Origin of the sequence: Longimicrobium terrae, assembly GCF_014202995.1 — a bacterium.
Taxonomy (GTDB): Bacteria; Gemmatimonadota; Gemmatimonadetes; order Longimicrobiales; family Longimicrobiaceae; genus Longimicrobium; species Longimicrobium terrae.
The window spans coordinates 151,730-175,203 of sequence record NZ_JACHIA010000012.1; the positions used below are offsets into that span (position 1 = coordinate 151,730).

A 23,474-nucleotide genomic window follows, 5' to 3' on the forward strand; every position below is an offset into this window, starting at 1 on the left:
GGGCCGCCGGTCATCCGGCGGCCCCTTTCTTATTTCCCGCGACGCGGCGCGGGCGATGTTTCCGCTGGGGATGATTATCCGCCTCGCGTCCGCATCCAGACAGCAGACGCCGTCCCGCCGTCCGACCCTGCCTTCCCGATGTCTCAGCAGGTGGCCGGGTCACAGCCGCCCGTCACCACCACCTGAATGGTCGGCGTGACGCTCGTGCCTTCGGAAGTCGCCACCAAGCGGAGATGGAACGTCGGCGCGTTGTGCCCTACGCGACGCGTGTAGCTCGTTGCCGTGCCCACGTTGGTCCACCCGAAGCTGCCCGCCACCTGGTACTGCCACTGGTACGTGTACACACCGTTGCCGCCGGAGGGATTGGCGTACCACGTGTAATTGCCGTCCGCCACGACCGACGTGGGACCGGTGATGTACGCGCTCAGCGCCGTCGCCCGCGGCGTGGCTCCCGTGGCCTCCGCCGACGAGGACGGAGTGAGCGGACCATCCGAGCATCCGCCGGCAACCCCCAGCACCAGCGCGAACGCCATCGTTCCAGCGATCTTCATTGCTCCACGCATCCTGTAATCCTCACGATTGAAGACAGGCACCTTGGCCGCGAACTGATTCGGCCCCAGGGTTGGAGCCGGCCCGCAGAACGCATTTCATTTTAAGACTATTATCGAATGATGTAAAGCGGCTCCCGGTATCAGCGCCGGGCGGCGGCGGCACACGCGAAGGCCCCGCATCGGGACATGATGCGGGGCCTTTCGTCCCAGACAGCCGAAAAGACGCGAGGCCGAAGCCGCGCCCCTTCTTCCATCGACCGGAATCTCTACTGGAGGGCTGCCGGATCGCCCGTGTACAGCGCGGCGCCCGCGAGGCAGGAGGCGGCCGTGCATCCCGCCATGCTCACCCGCACCCGCAGCGTGGTGTTCTCGGTGGCCACGTACGTCACCAGCGGCGCGTTGTCTTCCGCCACGTCCTGGCCCACCGTGGTGCCATCCGCCTTGAGCACCAGCAGATCCAGATCGCCGCAGTTCTCGTCGCAGATCCCCACGATCACGTACCCCTTGCCGGCCTGCACCTGCATCTGCACCTCGGTGGAGTTGTCGGCGGCGATGCTGATGAGGGTGGGCGCGCCCGCGGGAGCGAAGCCCGACGGGGCCAGCGCGGCGGTGACCGTGTCCAGCTTGGCCGTCACCAGGGCGCGGCCGGTGGGGTCCTGCGCGCTCGCGGGCGCCGCGGCGGCGAGGACGGCGGCCAGGGCCGCGGCAAGAAAGCTCTTCATGGGAGGGCTCGCGAAAGGAGGGAGCCCGGCGCGGCCGGGCCGAACGGAGATCACGGCTATGGTAGCGGGAGCGCCGCCGCGCTGGCAATGCCGCGGCGGCGACGTCCCCCTACTCCGGCAGCGCGCGGAAGGCGTCTTCCAGTTCCCGCCGCGTCCGCTCGTCCAGCCGCAGCGCCTCCGCGCGGACGCTGCTCTCGATGCTGGCCGTGCGGCTCGCCCCGGGAATGATGACGATGGACGGCGAAACGCCCAGGATCCACGCCAGAACCAGCTCTTCGGGCGTGGCCCCGTGCTCCCCGCCGATGCGCCGCAGCTCCTCGCTTTCGCGCAGCAGCTTCACCCGCCGGCCGCCGCCCACGGGGCTGTAGGGCAGAAAGGTGACCGCGTGCTGGTCGCAGTACCGGATCAGCCCCTCCAGCTCCGATGAGCGGTCCCACGGGTTGTAGCGGTTCTGCACCGAGGTGATGGGAACAATTCCCTCCGCCGTGCGCAACTGCATGAGCGACACGTTGCTGAGCCCAACCGCCCGCACCTTGCCCTCGTCCCGAAGCCGCGCGATCTCCCCCACGCTGTCCGCAAACGGCACCGCGGGATCGGGACGGTGCAGCTGGTACAGGTCGATGCGGTCCGTGCCCAGCATGCGCAGCGAGTGCTCGCAGGCGCGGCGCAGCTGCCCGGGGCGGGCATCGGACTCCCACCGGCCGCCGGGGCGCACCAGGCCGCCCTTGGTGGCCACCACCACGTCGTCGCGGTGCGGAACGGCGGCCAGCGCCTCGGCAACCAGCGCCTCGTTGTGCCCCACGTCGCTCTCGTCCAGGCAGTACACGTCCGCCGTGTCGATGAGCGTGACGCCCAGTTCCACCGCGCGGCGGACGACCTCCAGCCCCTGCGCGCGCTCCGGCCGTCCGGAAATGGAAAGCGGCATTCCGCCCAGGCCCACGCGCGCCACGCGCCGCCCGGTGCGTCCCAGAGTAACCTGCTGCATCGTCGATCGTCGGATACGGGAGTTGAAACAGTGCGGAACGGGGGATCGCAGGAACGGTTCCAGCGGCGCGCGCCCTGCAAGGGTGCCCGCCCCGACCGTGCACCCAACCAGACCGGCGACCCCGTACTCATGCCGCAGCGACGCGCTTCAGACCAGGGCTGGGTAAAGTTCGTGGGGTGGGCGGCCTGCCTGATCCTGGCGGCCTCGCTCACCTACACCTTTGTCCGCGCGCTCACCCGCGGGCCCGCGGGGATCGACCCGCTGTTCTTCGGGCTGCAGTCGCTGGCCAGCACCCTGTTCCTGGTGTACAGCGTGCGGATGCGCAACCGCATCTTCATTGCCGCCAACGCCGTGGCGGTGGCCAACGCGCTGGGCACCCTGGCCGTCGCGCTGGGCGCCCGCGGCGGCTGAAAGATGAGCCGCGCTCAGTGTATTTCGTCACCGGCGCGGACATATTTGCTTGACGAGCGCACCGGATACAGGCTATCGTCCCCCGTCGCGCACACCTTCCCGCGTATCAAGCCCAAATAAGCGAACCGCAACCGGCCCGGGCGCGGCCCGTCGGAACTCGCTGCCACCACCCCCAGGAGACTCGTATGAGACGAAGTCTGGCCATCGCCAGCGCCGCCGTCGCCGCGTGCGTGGCCGTCGGCACCCCCCTGCACGCGCAGGGCTCCAGCGTAGACCAGCAGAGCGCCTGCATGAGCGGCCGCGTGAGCGCCGGCGTGGCGCTGCCCTGCGACGACGGCTCGGCGGTGTTCTTCAGCCCGGCCGCCATGGCGATGTCCCCGTCCGCGGTGAACGTGGGCCTGGCGGTGGTGCGCAGCAGCAACACGTTCCGCTACGACCCCGGGATGATCCCCGCCAGCGGCGAAACGTCGTTTGACCGCGACCCGGAAATCAAGCTGGTTCCGCAGGCGTACCTCAACTACCGCCTGAACGACCGCACCGCCGTGGGCATCGCGGCGCTGGCGCCGTACGGCCTGGGCCTCAAGTGGGACGTGTGCCCGGCCGACGAGCCGCGCTGCGACGGCCCCAACTTCGAAGGCCGCTTCACCGGCTACGACAACCAGTTCAAGGGCCTGTACATCCAGCCCACCGTGGCCTTCCAGGTGGTGCCCGACCGCTTCCTGGTGGGCGCGGGCGTGGACTACGTGATGGGGAGCATCGAGGTGAACCGCCGCCAGTTCGGCCCGGCGGCGCTGGGCCTGGGCAACACCGAGATCGCGGACGTGAACCTGGCCGGCGACGGCACCGGGTGGACGTACCACGTGGGCGCCATGCTGCGCCTGGAGCCCAAGACCTGGCTGGCCGCCCGCTACCTGGGCCAGGCCAACATCGAGATGGACGGCGACGCCGACTTCACGCAGGTGCTGACCAACAATCCGCTGGTGGACGGCGCCATCGGCGCGCAGTTCCCGGCCGACCAGGGCGTGAGCACGCAGATCGACTTCCCGGCCATGCTGGTGGTGGGCGTCAGCCACCGCCCCACGTCGCGCCTGGGCCTGGCGCTGGACTACCAGCGCACCTACTGGAGCAGCTTCGACGCGTTCCCGGTGAACTTCGAAACGTCGACGCCCGACACCCTTACGCTGGGCTACAGCGACGCCAACACCCTGCGCTTCGGCGCCGAGTACCAGGCCACCAACGAGCTGATGGTGCGCGCCGGCTTCCGCTGGAACGAGGCCGCCTCGCCGCGCGCCACGCCGTTCCTGCCCGAGGGCGAGCGCAACTACTGGAGCCTGGGCCTGGGCTACAAGCTGAGCAACGCCCTGAGCTTTGACGCGTCCGGGCAGTACATCAAGCAGCCGGACCGTGCCGGCGCCGTGATCCCCGAGGGCCCGCGCGCCGGGATCTACGAGGCGGACGGCATGGTGTTCAACTTCACGCTTGCGTACCGCTTCGGCGGCATGCGGCAGCCCTGACACGCATCCACGACTGAACGGCAATGCTTCAAGGAGATCGCATGAAGAAGAGATCGCGGACCGCGCTGCGCGCGGCGGCGCTCGCCGGCGCGGTGCTGCTGGGCGCGTGCGTGGGTGACGCGGACGAGCTGCTGGCCCCGGTGGAGCCGGCGACCGGCGGCGCCCTGTTCCAGCGCTACGTGTCGATGGGCAACTCCATCACCGCCGGCTACCAGTCCGGCGGCGTGAACGACACGATTCAGCTCCGGGCCTACCCGGTGCTGCTGGCCAACAAGGCGAACGCGACGTTCACCTCGCCGCTGGTGCGCTTTCCCGGCTGCCCGCGCCCGTTCGCGGCGCCGCTGGGCGCCACCGGCCGCATTGGCACGGCCGACACGTGCGTGCGCTCCAACGCGCCCGCGGTGATTCAGAACGTGGCGGTTCCGGGCGAGCGCCTGCTTGACCTGCTGCGCTTTCCGGTGGCCGGCGACGTGCCCCGCCTGCACACGCTGCTGCTGGGCGAGCGCACGCAGGTTCGCCACATGATCGACGCGCACCCCACCTTCGTGTCGGTGTGGATCGGCAACAACGACGCGCTGGAAGCCAGCGTGGGCGGCATTCTGGGCCCGCTGTCGGCGGGCGCGGACAGCGCGCTGACGCCGCTTTCCAAGTTCCAGTCGCAGCTGAACACGCTGGTGGACTCCATCGTCTTCGCCAACCCGCAGGGCGCCATGCTCATCGGCGTGGTGAACGCGATCCGCGCGGCGCCGGTGCTGCAGCCGGGCGCGTACTTCTTTTTGGCCGCCAGCCAGACGGGCGGTTCGTACCAGGGCCGCCCGGTGAACGCCAACTGCTCGCCCATCACGGGCGCGGGAACGCCGAACCCGCTGTCGGCCAACATGGTGTCGTTCCAGATCGTGACGGCCGCCGGGTTCCCGGAAATCAACTGCGATCCCAACGCGTACCCGGTGGGCGACCCCCGCCGCGGCGCGTACCTGCTGGACACCAGCGAGCAGGCGATCGTCACGGCCCGCGTGAACGCGTTCAACGCGGCCATCAAGGCGGCGGCGGATGCGCGCGGCTGGCTGTACGTGGACCCCAACGTGCTGCTGGAAGACTACCGCGGGCGCAAGGCCACCAACGGCCGCTACACGTTCGTGCGCAAGTGCCAGGACCTGGCGACAGCCACCACGCAGGCGGCGCTGACCGCGGCGGTGGGCCTTTCGTGCCCGGTGACGGGCGCCACGGGCGAGCCCAACTTCTTTGGCTCGCTGATCTCGTTCGACGGCGTGCACCCGTCCACCTCGGCGCACGTGATCCTCGCCAACAGCTTTGCGGCGGCGATCAACGCCAAGTACAACATCTCGCTGCCCACGACCTGATCCGGGTCACGGACGGCGGTTGATCGACAGGAGCGGCCCTCCCCACCCGGGGAGGGCCGCTCTTCTTTTCTCACCGGCCCGCGACGGGTTGATGACGGGTGCCGCCGCGATCAGGAACGTTTCGGCGCCCATCTCGCGAGGATTCTATGGATGGAGGTGGGCGCCGGCCCGCCACCGCCGGCCGGATCCACATTCCTGACGAACCCCGCCGGTCGATGACGGAGGTCAGCCGACGGGACGCGTGTAGCGCCAGCCGCTGCGATTGAAGCCCAGCCCTTCGTAGAAGCGGTGCGCCTCCTCGCGGTGCAGCGCGGTGGTCAGGTGCATGTCGTGCGCGTCGTGCAGGCGGGCGAAGTCGTCCGCGGCGGCGATCAGGCACGCACCCACGCCCCGCCTGCGTGCGCGGCCGGCGACCACGAGCGCCAGCACGCGCACGAACGGCCGGTCGTGCTCGTATCCCCAGCCGCGCTGCAATCCGATCAGTCCCAGCACTTCCCCATCCGATTCCGCCAGCACCGTGTGATAGTCCGCGTCGTCCCGGATGCGCGCCATACGCACCCGGGCCTGCTCCGGCGTGGTGGGATAGCCCAGTTCGCCCAGCAGGGCGGCGACCGCGTCCGCGTCTTCCGGCGTGGCGGGGCGAAGGCGGATGGCATTGTCGGCCGGTGTCATGGTGCGCGCGGCGGTATGGGGTTTGCGCCCGCATCTTCGCCCATCGTATGGACTTCACTCCACGGGAGGGATGGCATGAGCGGCAAGAGCATGGAAGGCAGCCCCGAGCAGAAGCGGCAGGCGGCGCGCGACGCGCGCGAAGAGGGAAAGAGCGCCAGCGAAATCGGCGCCAGCACCGGTTCCAGCCAGCAGCGGCAGGAAGCCAGCGGCAACATGTCGCACCAGCAGCGCGTCGACCTGGAGCGCGAGGGCAAGCAGGACCAGCTGAGCGAGAACACCCCCGCGGTGCGCCCCGGCAGCCGCGACAGCGATACGCCGGACCAGGAAAAGTACCCGCGTCTCTGATCCGGGGGATCGCCGGACGGACTCCATTCCCGCCGCGGCGGGGACAAACGAAAAGGGCTCCCGCATGGGGAGCCCTTTTCGTTTTCGGCGGATCAGACCGGGGGAAGCGGCGGCGGCGCGGCGCCAAAGATGGGCTGCAGGTCGGCGACCTCGCCGGCCGGCTTCCACGTATCCATCCCCTGCTTCCACACCAGCGTTTCGCGCGTCAGTTGCCCCGCGGAGGCATGGCCGCGGAGGACGTCCGGACCGAACGGGCCCGCCTGCTTGCCATCCATCGCGATGTAGAACTGCGCGGCGCCGGGAAGCGGCGGCGGTCCGCCCGCCGGAGCGGACGGCGCGCCCGCGCCGCCCATGGCGTTGGCCATCTGCTGCGCCATGGCAAAGCCCATCCCCAGCCCCATTCCCTCGCCTGCCCCGCCGCCGGGGTTCTTGGCGGCGGCCTCGATGGCGTTGGCGGCCTGGAACTGCGTGTACGCGCCCAGGTTGCCGATCACGCCCATGCTGGTGCGCTTGTCGAGCGCCTTTTCCACCTCTTCCGGCAGGGAGATGTTCTCCACCAGGAAGGTGGTCACCTCCAGCCCGTAATCCGCCACCTCAGGCGCAATCACCGTGCGGACGGCCTGCCCCAGCTCCGAGTAGTTGGCGGCCAGGTCCAGCGCGGGGATCTTGCCCTCGCCCAGCGCCTCGGTAAAGCGCGAAACGATGAAGTTGCGGATCTGGTCGGAGATCCCGTCCACCGTGAACACGCCGCTGGTGCCCACGATCTGCGCAATGAACTTGCCCGGCTCGCTCACGCGGATGGCGTAGGTGCCGAACGCCCGCAGCCGCACCGGCCCGAACTCCGGATCGCGCAGCATGATGGGGTTCTTGGTGCCCCACTTGAGGTCGGTGAACACCTTGGTGTTCACGAAGTAGACCTCGGCCTTGAAGGGCGAGTTGAAGCCGTACTTCCACCCCTGCAGCGTGGAAAGCAGCGGCAGGTTCTCGGTCTTGAGTTCGTACCGGCCGGGCGCGAAGACGTCCGCGATCTGGCCCTGGTCCACGAACACCGCCGTCTGCCCCGGCCGCACGATGAGCTGCGCGCCGTTCTTGATCTCGTTGTCGTGCCGCTCAAAGCGGTACACCATGGTTCCGCCGGTGCTGTCCAGCCACTCGACGATGTCGATCAGTTCGGACTTTACGAAATCCCAGAGGCCCATGGCCGTACTCCGTTCAAGAACGAGGGGTGGGGAACGTGGGCAGGCGCCCGGAATCTCACTCGCGGGCCCGCCCCACGCAAGCCGCGCGGCGGTTGTACGGATTCGCGCCCCCGCGGGTTTCGGATCCGCGCTGGCGGCTGGGGTGCGGGTCAGGACGCGGGCGGAGCGGGGCGCGTGTTGCCGCCATCCACCACATACCGCCACGAGCCGTCCATCCCGGCGCTGCCGCACGCACGGCGGGTCCGGAGATTGCCCCCATCCTTTGCCGCCAGCCACGCGCACACGCAACGGGAGCGGCGGATGATCCGGTACGGTCCGGCGGGGTTTCAGTACAAGGATTGGGAGGGGATCGTCTACCCGGCGGACCGCCCCAGGAAGTTTGATCCGCTCGCCTATCTGGCCGGGTACTTCGATACGATCGAGATCAACTCCACGTTCTACGGGCCGGCCAAGGCCACCACCGTCCAGAGCTGGATGCGGCGCGTGGAGCACAACCCGCGGTTCAGCTTCGCGGCCAAGCTATACCAGCGCTTTACCCACCAGCGCGCCAGGGCGTGGACGCCGGACGAAGTGGATGAGGTTCGCGCCGGGTTCGATCCCATGCTGGAGGGCGGGCGGCTGGGCGCGGTTCTGCTGCAGTTTCCCTGGTCGTTCCGCCGCACGGACGAGAACCGCGAGTGGCTGAACGATGTGACGCGCACGTTCGGGCACTACCCGCTGGTGCTGGAGGTGCGCCACGCGACGTGGAACGTCCCCGGCTTCTTTGACGCGCTGGTAGAGCGCGGCATCGGGTTCGTGAACATCGACCAGCCGCTCTTTCACGACAGCATCAAGCCCAGCGCGCACGTCACCTCTCCCGTGGGCTACGTGCGCGTCCATGGCCGCAACTACAAGGACTGGTTTCGCGAAAAGGCCGGGCGCGACGAGCGGTACGACTATCTTTATCCGCCGGAGGAGCTGACGCCCTGGGCCGAGCGCACGGCGGAGATCGCGGCCGAAGCGCCCACCGAAGACGTGTTCGTGGTCACCAACAACCACTTCCGCGGCAAGGCGGTCACCAACGCGCTGATGCTGCAGTCGATGGTTGAAAAGCGCGAAGTCCCCGGGCCCCCATCGCTGTTCGCGGAATACGGCAATGAGTTGGCCGGGTACGCCGTTCCCGCCCCGCCCGCGGAGACACCGCCGGAAGCGTAGCGGCTGCGGCTCGATGTGGAGATCTGGTTTACCGCCGCGTTCGGCGACCGCGTCCGCCTGCTCCCCGCGGACGATCTCGGGGATCACCCGTCCGATGCGCATCCCGAGAGCCCGCCCGGTGACGGAAACTGAAATCCCCGCTCCACCTCTGACGGTGGAGCGGGGATTTGTTGATCAACCGCTGCGCGGAACGATCGCTCAGGCCGCGAGCGGCAGCCGGTCAGCCGCGGCCGGAGCGGGGGCGCGGAAAGGGGTGATGCCGGGCGTGCGCGGGGCGGCCGGCGCGGCGCCGACCACCGGCCCGAAGCCGGCGGGCCCCGCGGGGCTCAGGATGCGCTGGATGAGGAACGCGGTCGTGACGGTCATCGGATATACCCTCAGGTTCTGATGTCAGGTTGGGTGCGGCGCGCCCTCAGCCGCACGGACCCAAGCTACCGGCATCCAGAACCCGCCGCGTGGGTCAGGCAACCCAATCGTCATCCGATACGACGCCTCCGGCACGTCGGGCAGATGGATGATCATCTGCATCCATCGAAGCGCCCCGGCCCGCCGTCCCTGTCATCGACCGAAACAGAGAGCCCTCTCCCGCGCGTGGCGGGAAAGGGCTCTTCTGTCGATCAGCGACCGTGCGTGGTCAGGCCGGGTTGGCGGCCGGCTCGCGGTACTTGGCCAGCACCTCCACGAACACCTTGGACGAGCGGGCAAACGCGCCGCGGCGGCGCAGCTCGGTGGGGCTGCTGCCCACGAACTTCTGCGTCACGCGCCGCAGGCCGCTGTCCGACGAGTAGCCGCAGGCGTGCGCCACGGAAAGCACCGTGCGGCCCGGGTCGTCCAGCAGCTCGGCGGCCAGCAGAATGCGCATCCACGCCAGCAGCTTGCGCGGCGGCGGAAGCTCCGCGCGCTCGCACCAGCGCAGCAGCGTGCGGCGCGACAGCCGAAGCTGGCGGGCCAAGTCGCGCCCGTGTCCGCCCACCGCCACCACCTCGGCCGCCGCGTCCACGATGGCGCGGGCGCGCCCCGGGGTGTCCGGCGGAAGGATGTTCTCCAGCAGCGCCTTGAGCGGCCGCCCCTGCGCCGCGCGAAAGCGCTGTACCATGGCCTGCGGCGTGTCGTCGTGGGCAATGGAGATGACCTGCACCACGCCCCACTTGCCCAGCGTGCGCAGGTCGTCCAGCCTCTGCGGGCGGATTTCCATGGCCGCGAACACCGCCGTGGAGGGAAACTCCACCAGCAGCGACTTCAGCCGGGGCGACGGCCCGGTGCCGCCGTTGACGTCCTCGTACGGATTCACCACCACCAGCGCCGACGGAGGAGAATCGCGCACGGCTTCTTCAAGCGAGGGCCAGTCCGGCACCGCCTGAAAGGTGTACTCCCGGCCCGCCACCTTGCGGACCCGTTCGCGAAAGGCCTCGTTGCTGTGCAGCACCAGGAGGGGACGTGCGCCGATCTTCATCAGGGTGCGTGGGTTGGGGTGGGCGTGGGGCGGCGGCGGATCATCGCGGGCCGGCGGGGGCCAGGGCGCGCGCAAGGTCCAGCGCGAACTCTTCCGGCGGCTCGGGCGCGCGCGGGGCGGCCGCCTCGGCGGTGCGTACGGCGCGCTGGCGGCGGGCCTGGTCCAGCACCGCCTCGGCGGCCAGCCGCGTGCGCGACTCGCCGCGGTCCGTGGCCACGCGCAGCGCGCGCGAGGCGGCGGCTTCCGCGCGTTCCGAGTCACCCAGCATGGCGGCGCCGCGGGCCAGTTCCAGCGCGATGCTCCCCTCGTGCTCCGAGGCTTCGCGTCCGTCCATGGAGCGCCACGCCTGCGTCCACGCCTGCTCGAACGCGCGGCGGTCGCCGGAGCCGGCGGCGGCGCGGGCCAGGTTGGAAAGCGCGACTTCGCGGTCGTCCGGGGCATCCATGTGCCCCGCCAGCGCGTGAAACACGGCCTGCGCCTGCTCAAAGCGGCCGTTGTCCATCCAGAAGCAGGCGACGTCGCCGGCCAGGTACGGCAGCCGGCGGTGCCCCGCGCCGTACAGCGCGAACGCCGCGCGCGCCATGCGCTCCGCGTCTTCCGGCTGCTGCGACTGCGCGGCGATCACGAACAGGTCGTGCAGCGCGCTCGCGTGCATGTCGCGCAGGCTGTGGCGCCGGGCGGCCCGAAGCGAGCGCAGGTGAAAGCGGCGCGCCGCGGGAAGGTTGCCGCGGATCAGGTACAGGTTGCCCAACCCCGAAAACGCCTGCGTGTACGCCGTCCAGTCACCGCTCTGCCGCGCCAGCGAAACCGCGCGCCGAAACCACGTTTCCGCCCGGGCGTGCTCCGCGCGGCGGCGGGCCAGCCGGCCCACGGCGTACGACGCGCCCGCGTCGCCCGGCAGCACCACGGCCACGCCCTGCGCAAAGGCGATTGCGGTGGCCGTCCACCCGCGCGCGTCCGCCCACTGCGAGGCGTTGCGGCAGGCCAGAGCGATCACCTCCGGGCGCGTGTCGCCCGGCGCGCCGGTAAGCCGCAGCAGCGGGAGCAGGGCGGATTCCAGCGCCGGCTCCGGAGCCACCGTGCGCATCAGTTCCGCGTGCGCCTCGTCGGCGCCGCCGGCGAACAGGCCGTCGCGCTCGTCCGGCGGGGTCTGCCCCCACAGGTACACGTCGCGGATCAGGTGAAAAAGCAGAACGCCCAGAGGCGCGGGAGCCTCCTCCAGGATCTCGGCTCCCTCAAACGCCTCGCTGCCGTGCAGCAGCGCGGGCGGCGTGCGCCAGCGGCGGGTGGTTCTCCGAACGGGAGGGGTAAGGCGCCTGGGGCGCATCAGGTGCTCCGGGGCCGGGCTGGGCAGGAAAAATCCGCGGTTTCGCGGCGGGCTTCAGGCGCGATCATCTTAACCCGTATCTCCTTTCTCCGCCATAGTCTTGCACCCGTCCGCACCGTCACCTCACCCGCCCTTTCCCCCTCATCCAAAGAGCGGGAAGTCCGCAAAGAAGCGGTCCCAAGCGGCAGGCGGCCGAACACCTTCCGTGCCCGCGGACCATGACAAAGTGGACAATGCGCGCCATCCCCGCAAGTGGGGACGGCTTCCGTTCCGGCGGTCCGGCCGCCAGCCAGCAACAAGGGACCACTCTGGACACGATTGATCCGTTTCAATTACCGGCTGATTAGGATTGTGAGATGCGCAAAAGAAAACGTGCGCTCCTTCCGGGGAGGGAGCGCACCAAGCGGGCGGCACCGGAAGGTCATCCCGTCGCGATGCGCTCCAGGTCGTCCACGATGCGCTGTACGTACCGTGGCACATGAGGGCCGCCCCGGTCCAGGTCGATAGCGCCCAGCGCGTTGGCGGCGTCCATCAGCGCCGCCTGTTCGCGCTCGTAGCGCGGCGTTTCCCAGTCCAGCGCCTCCATCTTTTCCCCGATTTCCGAGAGCGCCGCGCGGATCGGGACCAGCGCCGCGCCGCGCTCCATCGCCCCCATGCTCTCCAGGGCCCGAAGCTGGCGCACGGCCTCCCGGCACAGGTGCACGAAGGCGGCGGGGTGCGCGGCGGAGTCGCTCATGAACGGGCGGGGGTGCCGCGGCCGCGCAGCATGCGCGGGACCAGCGCCGCGGCGATCACAATCACCACCAGCGCGCGAAACACGTACTGCACGTACGGCGGCTCGCCCGCGGGGGTGAACGTCGGCAGCAGGTACTGATCCGCCAGCAGCAGCGCCACCGCGGTCAGCACCGTCAGCCCGATGAGCACCGCGGGCTGGCGGCGCGTATCCACCCCCGCGTGCTCCTCGTTGTGGATGTCCAGCTTGGACGTCTCGCGCAGCAGAAACATCCCCACCACGAAGGTGATGGCGGCGATGGCCACGGGGTACAGCAGCCCCGCGAACTGCGGGTCCACCGGAAAGCTCCCCGGGCGCGAGGCGGCATACGCGGCCATCGCCGTGGCGATCACCGGCAGGAATCCGCCGAAGTAGCCGTTGCCCACGTGGTAGGGGAGCGAGACGCTGGTGTAGCGCACGCGGGCGGGAAAGCACTCCACCAGGAACGCGGCGATCGGTCCGTACACCGCGGTCACCAGCAGGACGAGGCTGAACACGCATGCCGTGAGCGCCACCGGGCTGTACGTCCCTCCCGCCGGCGTGAATCCCCACATCACCTTGAAGATGGGGATGATGAGGATGGCGGCGGCCAGGTTTCCCGCCATCATCACCTTCTTGCGGCCGATGCGGTCAGACAGCGCGCCGAAGACCAGAAAGAACGGGGTCGCCAGCGCCAGCGCGACCGCCACGATGGTGCGCGTGGCGACGAAATCCACCTTGCCCACCGTTTCCAGCCACGTCAGCGCGTAGAACTGCCCCGTGTACCACACCACCGCCTGCCCCGCGGCCGCGCCCCAGAGGATGGTGAGCATGGTCTGCCAGCGCGTGCTGTTCCCCAGGCTTTCCGCCACGGGCGAGGTGGAGGTCTTGCCCTCCGCCTTCATCTTTACGAACAGCGGGCTCTCGTGCAGCCGCATGCGGATCACCAGCGAGACGATCACCAGCACGGCGGAGAGAAGAAAGGGAATGCGCCATCCCCACTGCTCCCAGTCGTCCTTGGGCATGGCGTTGCGCACCAGAAGGATGACGATGAGCGAAACGAACAGCCCCAGCGTGGCCGTGGTCTGGATGAACGCGGTGTAGAAGCCGCGCCGGTTGTTGGGCACGTGCTCCGCCACGTACGTCGCCGCGCCGCCGTATTCTCCCCCGAGTGCGAGTCCCTGAAGCAGGCGCAGGGCGAGCAGCGTCAGCGGGGCGAACACGCCGATCGTCTGGTATCCCGGCAGAATGCCGATGACGAACGTGGCCCCGCCCATGATGACCAGCGTGACCAGGAACGCGTACTTTCGCCCGACGACGTCTCCCACCCGGCCGAACACCAGCGCGCCGAAGGGCCGGGCCGCGAAGCCGGCGGCGAACGTGGCCAGCGTCTGCAGCAGCGCCAGGGTGGTGTTGCCCTGGGGAAAGAAGTGCGTGGCCACCAGCGACGCCAGGCTGCCGAAGATGTAGAAGTCGTACCACTCGATCATGGTGCCCACCGACGACGCGCCGATCACTCCGAAGAGGGTGCGGCGGTCCACGGGGGCAAAGGTGTCGGCTGCGGTCGCGGGCATTCGGAATGCGCGGGTGGTGGGGGCAATGGGGAGCGCGGTTTGCAACGGCGCGCGGCCGTGCCTACCTTGGCGAGCGAACGTCCGATCCGGCTGGCCGCGGACACAGCATTGCCCGCCGCGGCCTTCGCGGCAAGGCCCGCGCCGCTTCGGCGGCCCGCCGACGACACTACAGGAGACCCTCCGGATGGCGATGTCCGAGAATACTTTCGACAGCCTGCTGCAGGAAGACCGCACCTTTGCGCCGCCGGCGGAGTTCGCCGCGCGCGCGCTCGTCAGCGACCCTGATGTGTACGCACGCGCCGAGGCGGACCCGGAAGCGTACTGGGCCGGATGGGCGCGCGAACTCCACTGGTCGAAGCCGTGGGACCAGGTGCTGGAGTGGAATCCGCCCCAGGCCAGGTGGTTCCTGGGTGGAAAGCTGAATGCGGCGTACAATTGCCTGGACCGCCACCTGGACGGCCCGCGGCGCACCAAGACCGCGCTGCTGTGGGAGGGCGAGCCCGGCGACCGCCGCGCGTTCACGTATGAGGAACTGCACGCGGAGGTGTCGCGGGCGGCCAGCGCGCTGCGGTCGCTGGGCATCGGCAAGGGCGACCGTGTCGCCATCTATCTGCCCATGATCCCCGAAGCCGCCATCGCCATGCTGGCGTGCGCGCGCATCGGGGCGGCGCACTCCGTCGTCTTCGGCGGGTTTTCCGCCGAGTCGCTGCGGGACCGCATCAACGACGCGGACGCACGGCTGCTGATCACGGCGGATGGCGGATACCGGCGGGGCGGCATCGTTCCGCTGAAGCGCGCGGCGGACGAGGCGCTGACGGAGGAGGGCGGCTGTCCGTCCATCGAAAAGGTGCTCGTCATCCAGCGCCACGTGGACGGTGCGCCCGTGGGCGGCGCGGTGATGACGGAGGGTCGCGACCTGTGGTGGCACGAGGTGGTGGATGCCGCGTCCGCCGACTGCCCGGCGGAGGAGATGGACAGCGAGGACCTGCTGTACATCCTTTACACGTCAGGGACGACGGGCAAGCCCAAGGGGATCATGCACACCACGGGCGGCTACCTGACGCAGGCGTACGCCACCACCAAGTGGGTGTTCGACCTCAAGGAGGACGACGTGTACTGGTGCACGGCGGACGTGGGCTGGGTCACGGGGCACTCGTACCTGGTCTACGGCCCGCTGGCCAACGGCGCCACCGTGCTGATGTACGAGGGCGCGCCGGACGCGCCGGACCGTGGCCGCTTCTGGAAGCTGATTCAGGACTACCGGGTCACCATCCTGTACACCGCGCCCACGGCGATCCGCGCGTTCATGAAGTGGGGCGCGGAGTGGCTGCGCAAGTACGATCTGTCGTCGCTGCGGCTGCTGGGGAGCGTGGGCGAGCCCATCAACCCCGAGGCGTGGATGTGGTACCACGAGCACGTGGGCGGCGGGCGCTGCCCCATCGTGGACACGTGGTGGCAGACGGAAACGGGCGCCATCATGATCACGCCGCTTCCCGGGGTGACGGAAACGGTGCCCGGCTCGGCCACCACGCCCTTTCCCGGCATCCGCGCGGACATCCTGTCGCTGCACGGCGAGCACATTCCCGCGGGCGGCGGCTTTCTGGCCATCCGCCGGCCCTGGCCCAGCATGCTGCGCGGCATCTGGGGCGACCCGGTGCGCTTTCAGGAAACGTACTGGAGCAAGTGGCAGGGCGAGACCGTGGGATCGGGGGATGATACGCAGCCGGGCGAGGGCGTCTATTTTCCGGGCGATGGCGCCAAGCGGGATGAGCGCGGCTACTTCTGGGTGATCGGGCGCATCGACGACGTGCTGAACGTGGCGGGGCACCGCATCGGCACGATGGAGGTGGAGAGCGCGCTGGTGGACCACCCCGCCGTGGCGGAGGCCGCCGTCGTGGGCAAGGCGCACGAGCTGAAGGGGCAGGCCGTGGCCGCGTTCGTGACGCTCAAGGAGGGGCTGGAGCCCACGGAAGAGCTGAAGCGCGAGATCAGCGACCACGTGGTGCGCAAGATCGGCGCGATCGCGCGGCCGGACACCATCCTGTACACGGCGGACCTGCCCAAGACGCGCAGCGGCAAGATCATGCGGCGCCTGCTCAAGGACATTGCCGAGGGCCGCACCCTGGGCGACACCACCACCCTGGCCGACCCGTCCGTGGTCGCGCAGCTCAAGGACGACTACGAGGCCAAGGGCGAGGCGTAGGCTTCACCGCTTGCAGGCATTCAGCAGCACAAAACGAAGCGCCCCGGCCAGCACTGGCCGGGGCGCCCTTGCATCCAGGAAGGTACGTACAACCTCCGATGCAACTACATGCAGGGTTGCTGTTTGACCTTGTTGCGCAGGGCAGAACAGAACTGTTGCACGTCTCTACATTCACCTGCATCTTCTTCGCGTACAACTCGTCGTCGAGAAAGAAACGCAGTCCGCCTCAATGCGCTGGGTGTCGTCGTCCTGGTGACACCCGATCCCAACACTGCTCGTCTCTACGGTTCCCACCTTCATCTGGAGCACCCATGAGATCACGCCCGCTTTCCAGCATTCTCCTGGCAGCCGCCCTTCTCGCACCGCGTGCCGGATCAGCACAGTTCGAGACCGTCAGTAAGCTTTTTGACAAAGTTCACAGTGTTGCCGTATCGGGGCAGACAGGGCGGCTGACGAACTCCTACATGACGGAAGACGGGCGTTGCGCGTTCTTCTCGAATGCGCTCTGCGGAGCCGGGGTAGAAGTTCTTATCGACGTGGGAGACAGCGCTGGTGAACACTGGGAACTCGGCTTGGGAGCAGGGTATCTGAGCGGCTTTGGCCGAATGCGGGACTCGCTCGACTTTCGTGCCTCCATGCGTACGTTTCCCACCGTTTCCGCTTACTACACAAACATCAGTCTCGGTCCCGTGGGTATGTACCTGGGCGGCAACATGGGGTTGGTTGAACTGGTGAACGCACAGGCATATGGCGACTCCGCGTTGGAGTACGGAGTCAAAGGCAACACATTCGAACTGGGGGCGACGGTTGGTTTGTACGGGGAAATCGGCCGAGGCGCGATCTTCATTGAGCCGGCGTACCGCTGGCGAAGGTTTTCGAGCCTGGATTACACGTTCGCGAGCGCCGTAGGTAAGCTTCCAAGGGCATTCCCACGGGAACTGGACCTGAGCGCGCTGCAGGTATCTGTTGGATTCCAATTGGATGTGAGGAAGCACGAGCCCGACAAAGTACCGCCCAAAGTATGGCGCTTGGTCAGCGTCGACGGGCTTACCCTCCCCGCGGCCGTACAAGTGAGCGCCGTGAGTTCGGGAACCGTTCAGAAACAGATTCTTTTCGGAATGCTCACCATGAACCCTGGAAAGGATGACGACGAGCCCGGCACATACCGGCTCGAGTTGCAGACGCGTGAGATCACGACGACGGCAGCCGGAGTCGTACAGTCGGCGCAACCGCCTGTCGCCACCGTTGAGAACGGAACATTCACGCGATCTGAAGCGGGGGACCTCACCCTTACTCCCACCCTCGCTTCCCCCACCACGACGACCACCGTGTCCACAACCGCCGTCGCGACTACGACGGTGACGACCACAACTGTCGCCGCGCGTGGCGCGGAGATGGTTGCTCGTCAGGGACATGCGGAGGGAACCGAGGTGCGGCTCAGAGACCCCGCGACGGGTTACGGGCTCATCTTCCGCAGAGCGGATGTCCTTGAGGTGTCGGCGCCGAGTGCAGCCGCGGAGAAGACGGCGGGCAACTAGAGTTCCGTCGCAGGTTCGCCTACGAACGAAGCGCCCCGGCCAGGACTGGCCGGGGCGCTTCGTTGTGCATCTGTGCGGTCACGCGCGTCAGTCGGCGCGGAAGAGGTACTCGCGGACCGGGCCTTCGCCGCCCAGCGTCTGGCGGACGATGATGGTCCCCACGCCGCCGCCGCGGGCAGTAAAGGTGAACCCGGCGTGCATGCTTGAGCGCAGCAGCACGCTGCCGTCACTCTGGCGCTCGGCCGTCCCCTCGTCGAAGTACGTTTCGCTGTCGCGCAGCGATCCGTCCGGCAGGAAGGTGGAGGAGAACAGCGCCAGTTCGTAGTGCGCGCGCCCCGCCGCGTCGAACGCATCCGGCTTGAAGTATCCGCCCTGAATCCGCACGGTCCCCGTGACCCCGCCGGGGAGGCTGCGGGTGTAGAGCGCCGCCGGCAGCGACTGCCCATCCATGGTCACCAGGTCGTACACCACCGGGTCCGGCGGCGGGGGCGGCTCGGCGGCCACCGTCACGGAACCCTCGCCCGTCACCCCGGCGATGGTGGCGCGGATCATGGCCGTCCCCACCGCGCGGGCCTGCACGCGCCCATCCGCGGTCACCGTGGCCACCGCGGGGTTGCTGCTGGACCACGCCGCCGCGGGCGCCTCCACCGGCTGGTTGGCGGCGGAAAGAGGCTGCGCCGTAAAGCTCCACGATTCGCCCACCTTGAGCTGCACCATCGTCGGCGTGACGGACACGTGGTGAACCAGCGGCGGAGGCGGCGGGCTCACCTGCACCAGCGCCTCGGCCGACACGCCCAGCACCGTGGCGCGAATGCGGGCCTCGCCCGCGTCCAGCGCCGTCACCCGACCGTCCGCGGCCACCGTGGCGGTCGCCGGATTGAGGCTCGTCCACTGCACCGGCAGCCCGGTTACCGGCGCGCCGCCGGGGCCGAAGGCGCTCGCCTGCAGCACCCCGTTCTCCCCCACCCGCAGCGCCAGCGTGCCCGGCAACACCTGCACCCGCGACACCGGCGCGGGCACTTCCACGCGCGTTTCAGCGAAGCGGCCCTCGGCGGCGGCGCGGATCATGGCGATGCCGGTGGCGCGCGCCGTCACCTGCCCCGCCGCGCTGACTTCGGCGACGGCCGGGTTGCTGCTGCTCCACGTGACCGCGCGGCCGGTGAGTTCGGCGCCGTCCGCCGCCAGCGTGCGCGCGCCGATCAGCCGATGCATGCCGATCTCGAGGGTCACCTGCTGGGGATCGACGGTGACGGTGGATACGGGCGCCGGCTGGGGCTGCCCGCCACCGTTTCCGCCATTCCCGCCACCGCTGCCGGCCGGATTGTCGCCGCACGCGGCCAGGCCGATCACAAGAAGAACTGCAGCGGCGCGAAGCCGCGGAAGAGAGATTCGGGTCCTCGGATGGGTGTTCATCGTACGCCGCAGGAACGGGGTTGATCGATATCGTGCACCGCGCCCCGTGTGGCGTCATCGCCCGGGGACGGCACCCGGCAAGGCAACCGGTGGTCCCATCGGCGGATTCCATCGCAAGCAGTTGGAAAAAAACGGGATCGGCGCACCGCCATCCATCCGTGGCGGTGCGCCGTTGTCATCCGGAGAGGACGGGCCGCGTACACCGATCCCGCGCGGTTCGGGGACGAGGCGCGAGCCGCGCGGGGCCGCATGGGTCAATCGACCGAAACGCTCTCCATCCCCGCTCCAGAAGAGGTGGACGCCCGCGCGCAATGAGTCGCTTCGTGACGCTACCAAGTGCGCGGAGAGTAGCGTATCTTCATATCACACCCCCACTTGCACACACCTCACCCTTTTCGCCGGACCGGCATCCACGCCGTGGTCCCGCAGCGGCTTGCGACGGCCGCATGCGTCCACACCGTCCACCAAGACGGCAGGTGAATCATGAGTGCTGATGAACTGGATCGCTCGCTCGCCACGCCCGTAACCGCGCCCCAGACGCGGCGCGTGGCCAGCACCGCCCCGCGCGCTCCCCGCGAGTCGTCCGGCTCCGACCCATGAGGGAGAATGCGCCAACCATCGACAACGCGGACGGCAAGCCGGTCGCCATCCTGATCTGCCATGGGATGGGCCAGCAGGTGCCGTTCGAGACGCTGGACTGCGTGGCCAAGGCCATCGCGCGCGCCGAACGCAGGCGCCACCGCCGGGCGCCCCCGGTTTCCGTGCGGCTGGCGCGCCTGGGCGACCAGCATCTGCCGCGCGCGGAAATGCAGATTACGACACCGGGCGGGCAGCTGCGCAGCGTGCACCTGTATGAGGCGTACTGGGCGCCGCTCACCGAGGGCAAGGTGACCGCGGCGGACGTCACCAGCTTTCTGCTCGACGCGTGGCGGCGCGGCATGCGGTACGCCCGCGCCGGGGTGATGACGCGCCACATCTTTGGCCGAAAGCGGACGTTTCCGCTGCCGCCATGGACCATCACGCAGCTGGTGGCGGCGTTCGCGGTGCTGTGCACGGGGTGGAGCGTGTTCTTCGCCACGTGGCTGGTGATGCCGTTTCTGCTGGCCGCCTGCGCGCGCCAGGACGGGCTGGGATGGCGGCTGGTGATGGTCATCGACGGATGGGGAATGCTGGCCGCCATCACCTGGCAGATGCGGCAGCTGTACTTTCAGTACGTGGGCGACGTGGCGGCATACGTGTCATCACACAAGGTCAACCGATTCGCGGAGGTGCGCTTTGCCGTGCGAAAGGTGGCGCTGGACCTGGCCCGCGCCGTGTACGGCGCCCGCGCGCCGGCCGGAGGCGAGGAGTACGGCGAGGTGTACGTGGTGGGCCACTCGCTGGGCTCGGTGGTCGCCTATGACACGCTGAACTCCATGTTGAACGAGGACCTGCTGGCCTCGCCGGAGAAGCGGCTGCGGGTGCGCGACCGCACGCGGCTGCTGCTTACGCTGGGGTCGCCGCTGGACAAGACGGCGTTCATCTTTCGCACGCAGCTCAAGGACGCGCCGGTGCGCGAGGCGTTGGCGGAGGCGATGCAGCCGCTGATTCAGAGCTACGACCACCGGCCGGACTACTGGGTGAACATCCACACCTGGAAGGATCCCATCAGCGGGCCGCTGAACCTGTACGACATTCCGAACCCGACACCGCGGGACCTGCGGCACCGCGCGCGCTTCATCCGCAACACGGTGGACCCGGACGCGCGGCGGCTGGGCAGGGCGCACGTGGACTACTGGGGCCATCCGCTGCTGGGGAACGTGCTGCACGACGTGCTGGGCGGCCTGGAGCCGGTGCCCGACGCCGTCCCCCGCTTTCGCGGCGAAGAGCGCCTCGCCGACGCGGAAACCGCGGCGCCCTGACCTATTCTCCCACGCCGTCCGCCTCGATCGCGGACGGCAAGACACTCGGTTCTTTCCGCTGCCGCCGCGCCGCCGTCTTTCGGGTGGCGCGGCGGATTCGTATCCCCCCCCCGCTGCCGTCGATGAGGCGATCTGAGTTCGGGGTGATCGACTCATCACACCTGATGCTGTCATCCTGGTGGCGAGGAGAATCGACCGATGACGTGGGAAGCGCGAGCGATGACCATCGGCAAACGAGCGAGCGCCGGCCCGGATTCCGGGACGGCGCTCGTCGTCATCCATCGATCGCGGATCAGCGCGGCGTCTGGTCCACGTCGTCGGGGCCCAGGACTTCGGCGCGCTCGTGGTGCAGCGTTTCCTCGATCACCTGCTCCTCCATCACCTGGCGCTTGCGGATCACCAGCTCCTCGCGGGCGACCAGGCGCTTGGTGACCACCAGTTCCTCTTCCACGATGGGGACGTAGAGCGTGTCGCCCTCGGTGCGCGGCTCCAGCCCGACGCCGGCGGGAACCGGGCGGCGCTCCACCGTCACGTCCTCGCGCATGACGGAGATGGACTCGCGCACCTGCTCGGCTTCCACGTGCTTGCGGATGCGCACCTCGCCCGCTTCCACGATGCGCTTGCCCACCTGCAGCTGCTCTTCGCTGACGACGATGCGCGCCTCGCCGTCCACGACGCGTTCCGCCGCGGCCGGAGCGCCGATGGCCGCGTCCGCCGAGTGCAGTTCGGGAACAGGGCCGGCGGTGGGCTCCGCGGGAAGGCGCGCGGCCGCCTCCCCGGTGACGCCGTCCAGGTGCACGCGGCTCACCACCGGGTCCAGCCGTACGGCGGACGACGGCACGTACACCGTCTTTCCCCCGGGCCGGCGGGCGACGGAGGCATCCAGCGCGATGGCCAGAAAATCCGGCCCCGCGGCTCCCGGACCGGCCACCATGTCGGCCACCGTCCCCAGCATGGTGCCGTCGCCGGCAATCACCAGCCAGCCGCGGACATCCTCGGTGCCGCCGCCGTTTGCATGCTCGTTCGCCATCGAATTTCCGTCCCCCGGTGTGTGCATCCGTGGCCGCTCACTTGCGCGGCGCGGGCCGGGTCCTTCGCAATCGCCATTCCCTTCTCCGGGACGGCGTTGACACCGCACCCGCGCGCGGGCATTCTCGTCCGCGCGCGGCGGAGGGCGCCGCACACACAGGCAATGCGGGATCGCTTCTGATGGATGATGAAGACGCGCCGCTCCGGCTGGGGCACATTACGTACAGCAACTGCTTTCCCGTGCATGCGGGATTGATCGACCGGGGGCCGCCCGCCGGCGTGCGGATCACCGAAGGCGTGCCCTCGTACCTGAACGGCCTGCTGGACCGCGGCGAGATCGACGTGGCGCCGTGCTCCAGCATCGAGTTTGCGCGGCACGCGGGGGACTACCGCGTGCTGCCGGACTTCGTGATCGGCTCGCGCGGACCGGTGCGCAGCATCCAGTTTCTGACACGACGGCCGCCGGAGCAGCTGGACGGGTGCACCGTGGCCATGCCCACCGCCTCCGCGACCTCGGTGGTGCTTCTCAAGGTGCTGCTGCGGGTGCGGTGGGGCGTGCAGCCGGAGTTCGTGTGGTTCGACCAGGCGACGGAGGACCCGTTCGCGGCCGGAGCGGAGGGCGCGCTGTTCATTGGCGACGTGGCGTTGCGGGCCGATCTGTTTCCCGATGTGCCGACGCGCTTTGACCTGGGCGCGGAGTGGATGGCGCACACCGGGCTGCCGTTCGCCTTTGCGGTGTGGCAGGCGGGCGGCGGCACGGACGCGCAGCTTCGCGATCTGCACGCGGCGCTGCTGGAGTCGCGGGCGTACGGGCTGGCGAACCGGGCGGAACTGGCGCGGCGCTACGCGGAGCACTTCGGGTTCAGCGCGGAGTTCCTGGACCGCTACTGGGCCGACCTCTCGTACGAGTTGGACGAGCCGATGCTGCGGGGGCTGAACCACTTCTACGAACTCGCGGCGCAGATCGGCGAGATCCCGTCGCAGCCCGAGATCCGCTTCGTGGACGTGGCGGGGTGAACTGCCGTTTCACACGGAGGTCACGGAGGATACACGGAGGGCACGGAGGAAAAGCGAAAGAACCTCACACAGAGCCGCAGAGGCGCAGAGAAAAGACCAACAGAAAGAAGAACGAAAGAGAGTTGATCGTTCGCTCTGCTGTTCCTCTGCGGCTCTGCGTCTCTGTGTGAGGCTTTTTTGTTGATCTGTTCCTCCGTGACCTCCGTGCCTCCTCCGTGTCCTCCGTGTGAAACGGCAGTTCCTTCCAAGAGCTCCGCGTGAAACGGCAGTTCCCTCATCCAACGGATCAGGGCAAGGGAATGTCTTGCCTTCAA

The 23,474-nt window shown here is 69.1% G+C and carries 21 protein-coding genes; 9 read left to right on the forward strand and 12 right to left on the reverse strand.

The genetic code is table 11. The annotated features are described in order from the left end of the window. Positions 1 to 143 precede the first annotated feature (143 nt). The 3 genes from HNQ61_RS18470 to HNQ61_RS18480 form a co-directional block, all read right to left on the reverse strand. Positions 144 to 551, reverse strand: a complete 408-nt coding sequence (locus HNQ61_RS18470) for a hypothetical protein (RefSeq protein WP_170034734.1) — start codon at positions 549 to 551, stop codon at positions 144 to 146. 266 nt (positions 552 to 817) lie between these two features. Continuing rightward, positions 818 to 1,273: a hypothetical protein gene (locus tag HNQ61_RS18475; protein ID WP_170034733.1), complete on the reverse strand. Its 456-nt coding sequence runs from the start codon at positions 1,271 to 1,273 to the stop codon at positions 818 to 820. A gap of 109 nt (positions 1,274 to 1,382) precedes the next feature. Continuing rightward, positions 1,383 to 2,258 carry an aldo/keto reductase gene (locus tag HNQ61_RS18480; RefSeq protein WP_170034732.1) on the reverse strand — a complete coding sequence of 292 codons (876 nt, stop codon included), beginning with the start codon at positions 2,256 to 2,258 and terminating at the stop codon, positions 1,383 to 1,385. 129 nt (positions 2,259 to 2,387) lie between these two features. On the opposite strand from HNQ61_RS18480, the gene HNQ61_RS18485 reads away from it, so the two are divergent. The 3 genes from HNQ61_RS18485 (at position 2,388) to HNQ61_RS18495 (ending at position 5,544) form a co-directional block, all read left to right on the forward strand. Further along, positions 2,388 to 2,669 carry a hypothetical protein gene (locus HNQ61_RS18485; protein WP_170034731.1) on the forward strand — a complete coding sequence of 94 codons (282 nt, stop codon included), beginning with the start codon at positions 2,388 to 2,390 and terminating at the stop codon, positions 2,667 to 2,669. Between the two features lie 185 nt (positions 2,670 to 2,854). Then, entirely contained in the window at positions 2,855 to 4,183 is a 1,329-nt protein-coding gene (locus HNQ61_RS18490) for an OmpP1/FadL family transporter (protein ID WP_170034730.1), read from the forward strand. Positions 4,184 to 4,224: 41 nt separating this feature from the next. Continuing rightward, positions 4,225 to 5,544, forward strand: coding sequence for an SGNH/GDSL hydrolase family protein (locus HNQ61_RS18495; protein ID WP_170034729.1), 1,320 nt, complete (start codon positions 4,225 to 4,227; stop codon positions 5,542 to 5,544). A gap of 225 nt (positions 5,545 to 5,769) precedes the next feature. Here the strand turns inward: HNQ61_RS18495 and HNQ61_RS18500 are convergent, their stop codons facing one another. Continuing rightward, on the reverse strand, positions 5,770 to 6,216 hold the full coding sequence (locus tag HNQ61_RS18500) for a GNAT family N-acetyltransferase (protein ID WP_170034728.1): 447 nt from the start codon (positions 6,214 to 6,216) through the stop codon (positions 5,770 to 5,772). Between the two features lie 75 nt (positions 6,217 to 6,291). On the opposite strand from HNQ61_RS18500, the gene HNQ61_RS18505 reads away from it, so the two are divergent. Beyond that, entirely contained in the window at positions 6,292 to 6,561 is a 270-nt protein-coding gene (locus HNQ61_RS18505; protein WP_170034727.1) for a hypothetical protein, read from the forward strand. 92 nt (positions 6,562 to 6,653) lie between these two features. On the opposite strand, the gene HNQ61_RS18510 is transcribed toward HNQ61_RS18505, so the two are convergent. Next, positions 6,654 to 7,760, reverse strand: coding sequence for an SPFH domain-containing protein (locus HNQ61_RS18510; protein ID WP_170034726.1), 1,107 nt, complete (start codon positions 7,758 to 7,760; stop codon positions 6,654 to 6,656). Between the two features lie 300 nt (positions 7,761 to 8,060). On the opposite strand from HNQ61_RS18510, the gene HNQ61_RS18515 reads away from it, so the two are divergent. Then, a complete protein-coding gene (locus tag HNQ61_RS18515; RefSeq protein WP_170034725.1) occupies positions 8,061 to 8,954 on the forward strand; it encodes a DUF72 domain-containing protein in 894 nt (297 codons plus the stop codon). Positions 8,955 to 9,152: 198 nt separating this feature from the next. Here HNQ61_RS18515 and HNQ61_RS18520 read toward each other — a convergent pair whose 3' ends face one another. The 5 genes from HNQ61_RS18520 to HNQ61_RS18540 form a co-directional block, all read right to left on the reverse strand. Next, positions 9,153 to 9,320, reverse strand: a complete 168-nt coding sequence (locus HNQ61_RS18520) for a hypothetical protein (RefSeq protein WP_170034724.1) — start codon at positions 9,318 to 9,320, stop codon at positions 9,153 to 9,155. 268 nt (positions 9,321 to 9,588) lie between these two features. Further along, positions 9,589 to 10,407, reverse strand: coding sequence for a helix-turn-helix domain-containing protein (locus HNQ61_RS18525; protein WP_170034723.1), 819 nt, complete (start codon positions 10,405 to 10,407; stop codon positions 9,589 to 9,591). A 40-nt stretch (positions 10,408 to 10,447) separates the two neighbouring features. Then, a complete protein-coding gene (locus tag HNQ61_RS18530; protein ID WP_170034722.1) occupies positions 10,448 to 11,734 on the reverse strand; it encodes a tetratricopeptide repeat protein in 1,287 nt (428 codons plus the stop codon). Between the two features lie 421 nt (positions 11,735 to 12,155). Further along, positions 12,156 to 12,470, reverse strand: a complete 315-nt coding sequence (locus HNQ61_RS18535) for a hypothetical protein (RefSeq protein WP_170034721.1) — start codon at positions 12,468 to 12,470, stop codon at positions 12,156 to 12,158. Beyond that, complete coding sequence (locus HNQ61_RS18540) at positions 12,467 to 14,059, reverse strand: MFS transporter (protein ID WP_170034720.1); 1,593 nt, start codon at positions 14,057 to 14,059, stop codon at positions 12,467 to 12,469. Before HNQ61_RS18540 ends, HNQ61_RS18535 begins: the two co-directional genes overlap by 4 nt. Positions 14,060 to 14,249: 190 nt before the next feature. On the opposite strand from HNQ61_RS18540, the gene acs reads away from it, so the two are divergent. Further along, positions 14,250 to 16,262: an acetate--CoA ligase gene (gene acs / locus HNQ61_RS18545; protein ID WP_170034719.1), complete on the forward strand. Its 2,013-nt coding sequence runs from the start codon at positions 14,250 to 14,252 to the stop codon at positions 16,260 to 16,262. A 311-nt stretch (positions 16,263 to 16,573) separates the two neighbouring features. Further along, positions 16,574 to 17,800, forward strand: a complete 1,227-nt coding sequence (locus tag HNQ61_RS18550; protein WP_170034718.1) for a hypothetical protein — start codon at positions 16,574 to 16,576, stop codon at positions 17,798 to 17,800. An 87-nt stretch (positions 17,801 to 17,887) separates the two neighbouring features. Here the strand turns inward: HNQ61_RS18550 and HNQ61_RS18555 are convergent, their stop codons facing one another. Continuing rightward, positions 17,888 to 19,150: an Ig-like domain-containing protein gene (locus HNQ61_RS18555; protein ID WP_170034717.1), complete on the reverse strand. Its 1,263-nt coding sequence runs from the start codon at positions 19,148 to 19,150 to the stop codon at positions 17,888 to 17,890. A gap of 659 nt (positions 19,151 to 19,809) precedes the next feature. Between HNQ61_RS18555 and HNQ61_RS18560 the strand changes: the two genes are divergently transcribed. Continuing rightward, positions 19,810 to 21,114, forward strand: coding sequence for a hypothetical protein (locus HNQ61_RS18560; protein ID WP_170034716.1), 1,305 nt, complete (start codon positions 19,810 to 19,812; stop codon positions 21,112 to 21,114). Between the two features lie 292 nt (positions 21,115 to 21,406). On the opposite strand, the gene HNQ61_RS18565 is transcribed toward HNQ61_RS18560, so the two are convergent. Next, a complete protein-coding gene (locus HNQ61_RS18565; RefSeq protein WP_170034715.1) occupies positions 21,407 to 22,144 on the reverse strand; it encodes a YsnF/AvaK domain-containing protein in 738 nt (245 codons plus the stop codon). Positions 22,145 to 22,323: 179 nt separating this feature from the next. Between HNQ61_RS18565 and HNQ61_RS18570 the strand changes: the two genes are divergently transcribed. Continuing rightward, positions 22,324 to 23,160 carry a menaquinone biosynthetic enzyme MqnA/MqnD family protein gene (locus tag HNQ61_RS18570; RefSeq protein WP_170034714.1) on the forward strand — a complete coding sequence of 279 codons (837 nt, stop codon included), beginning with the start codon at positions 22,324 to 22,326 and terminating at the stop codon, positions 23,158 to 23,160. Positions 23,161 to 23,474 lie beyond the last annotated feature (314 nt).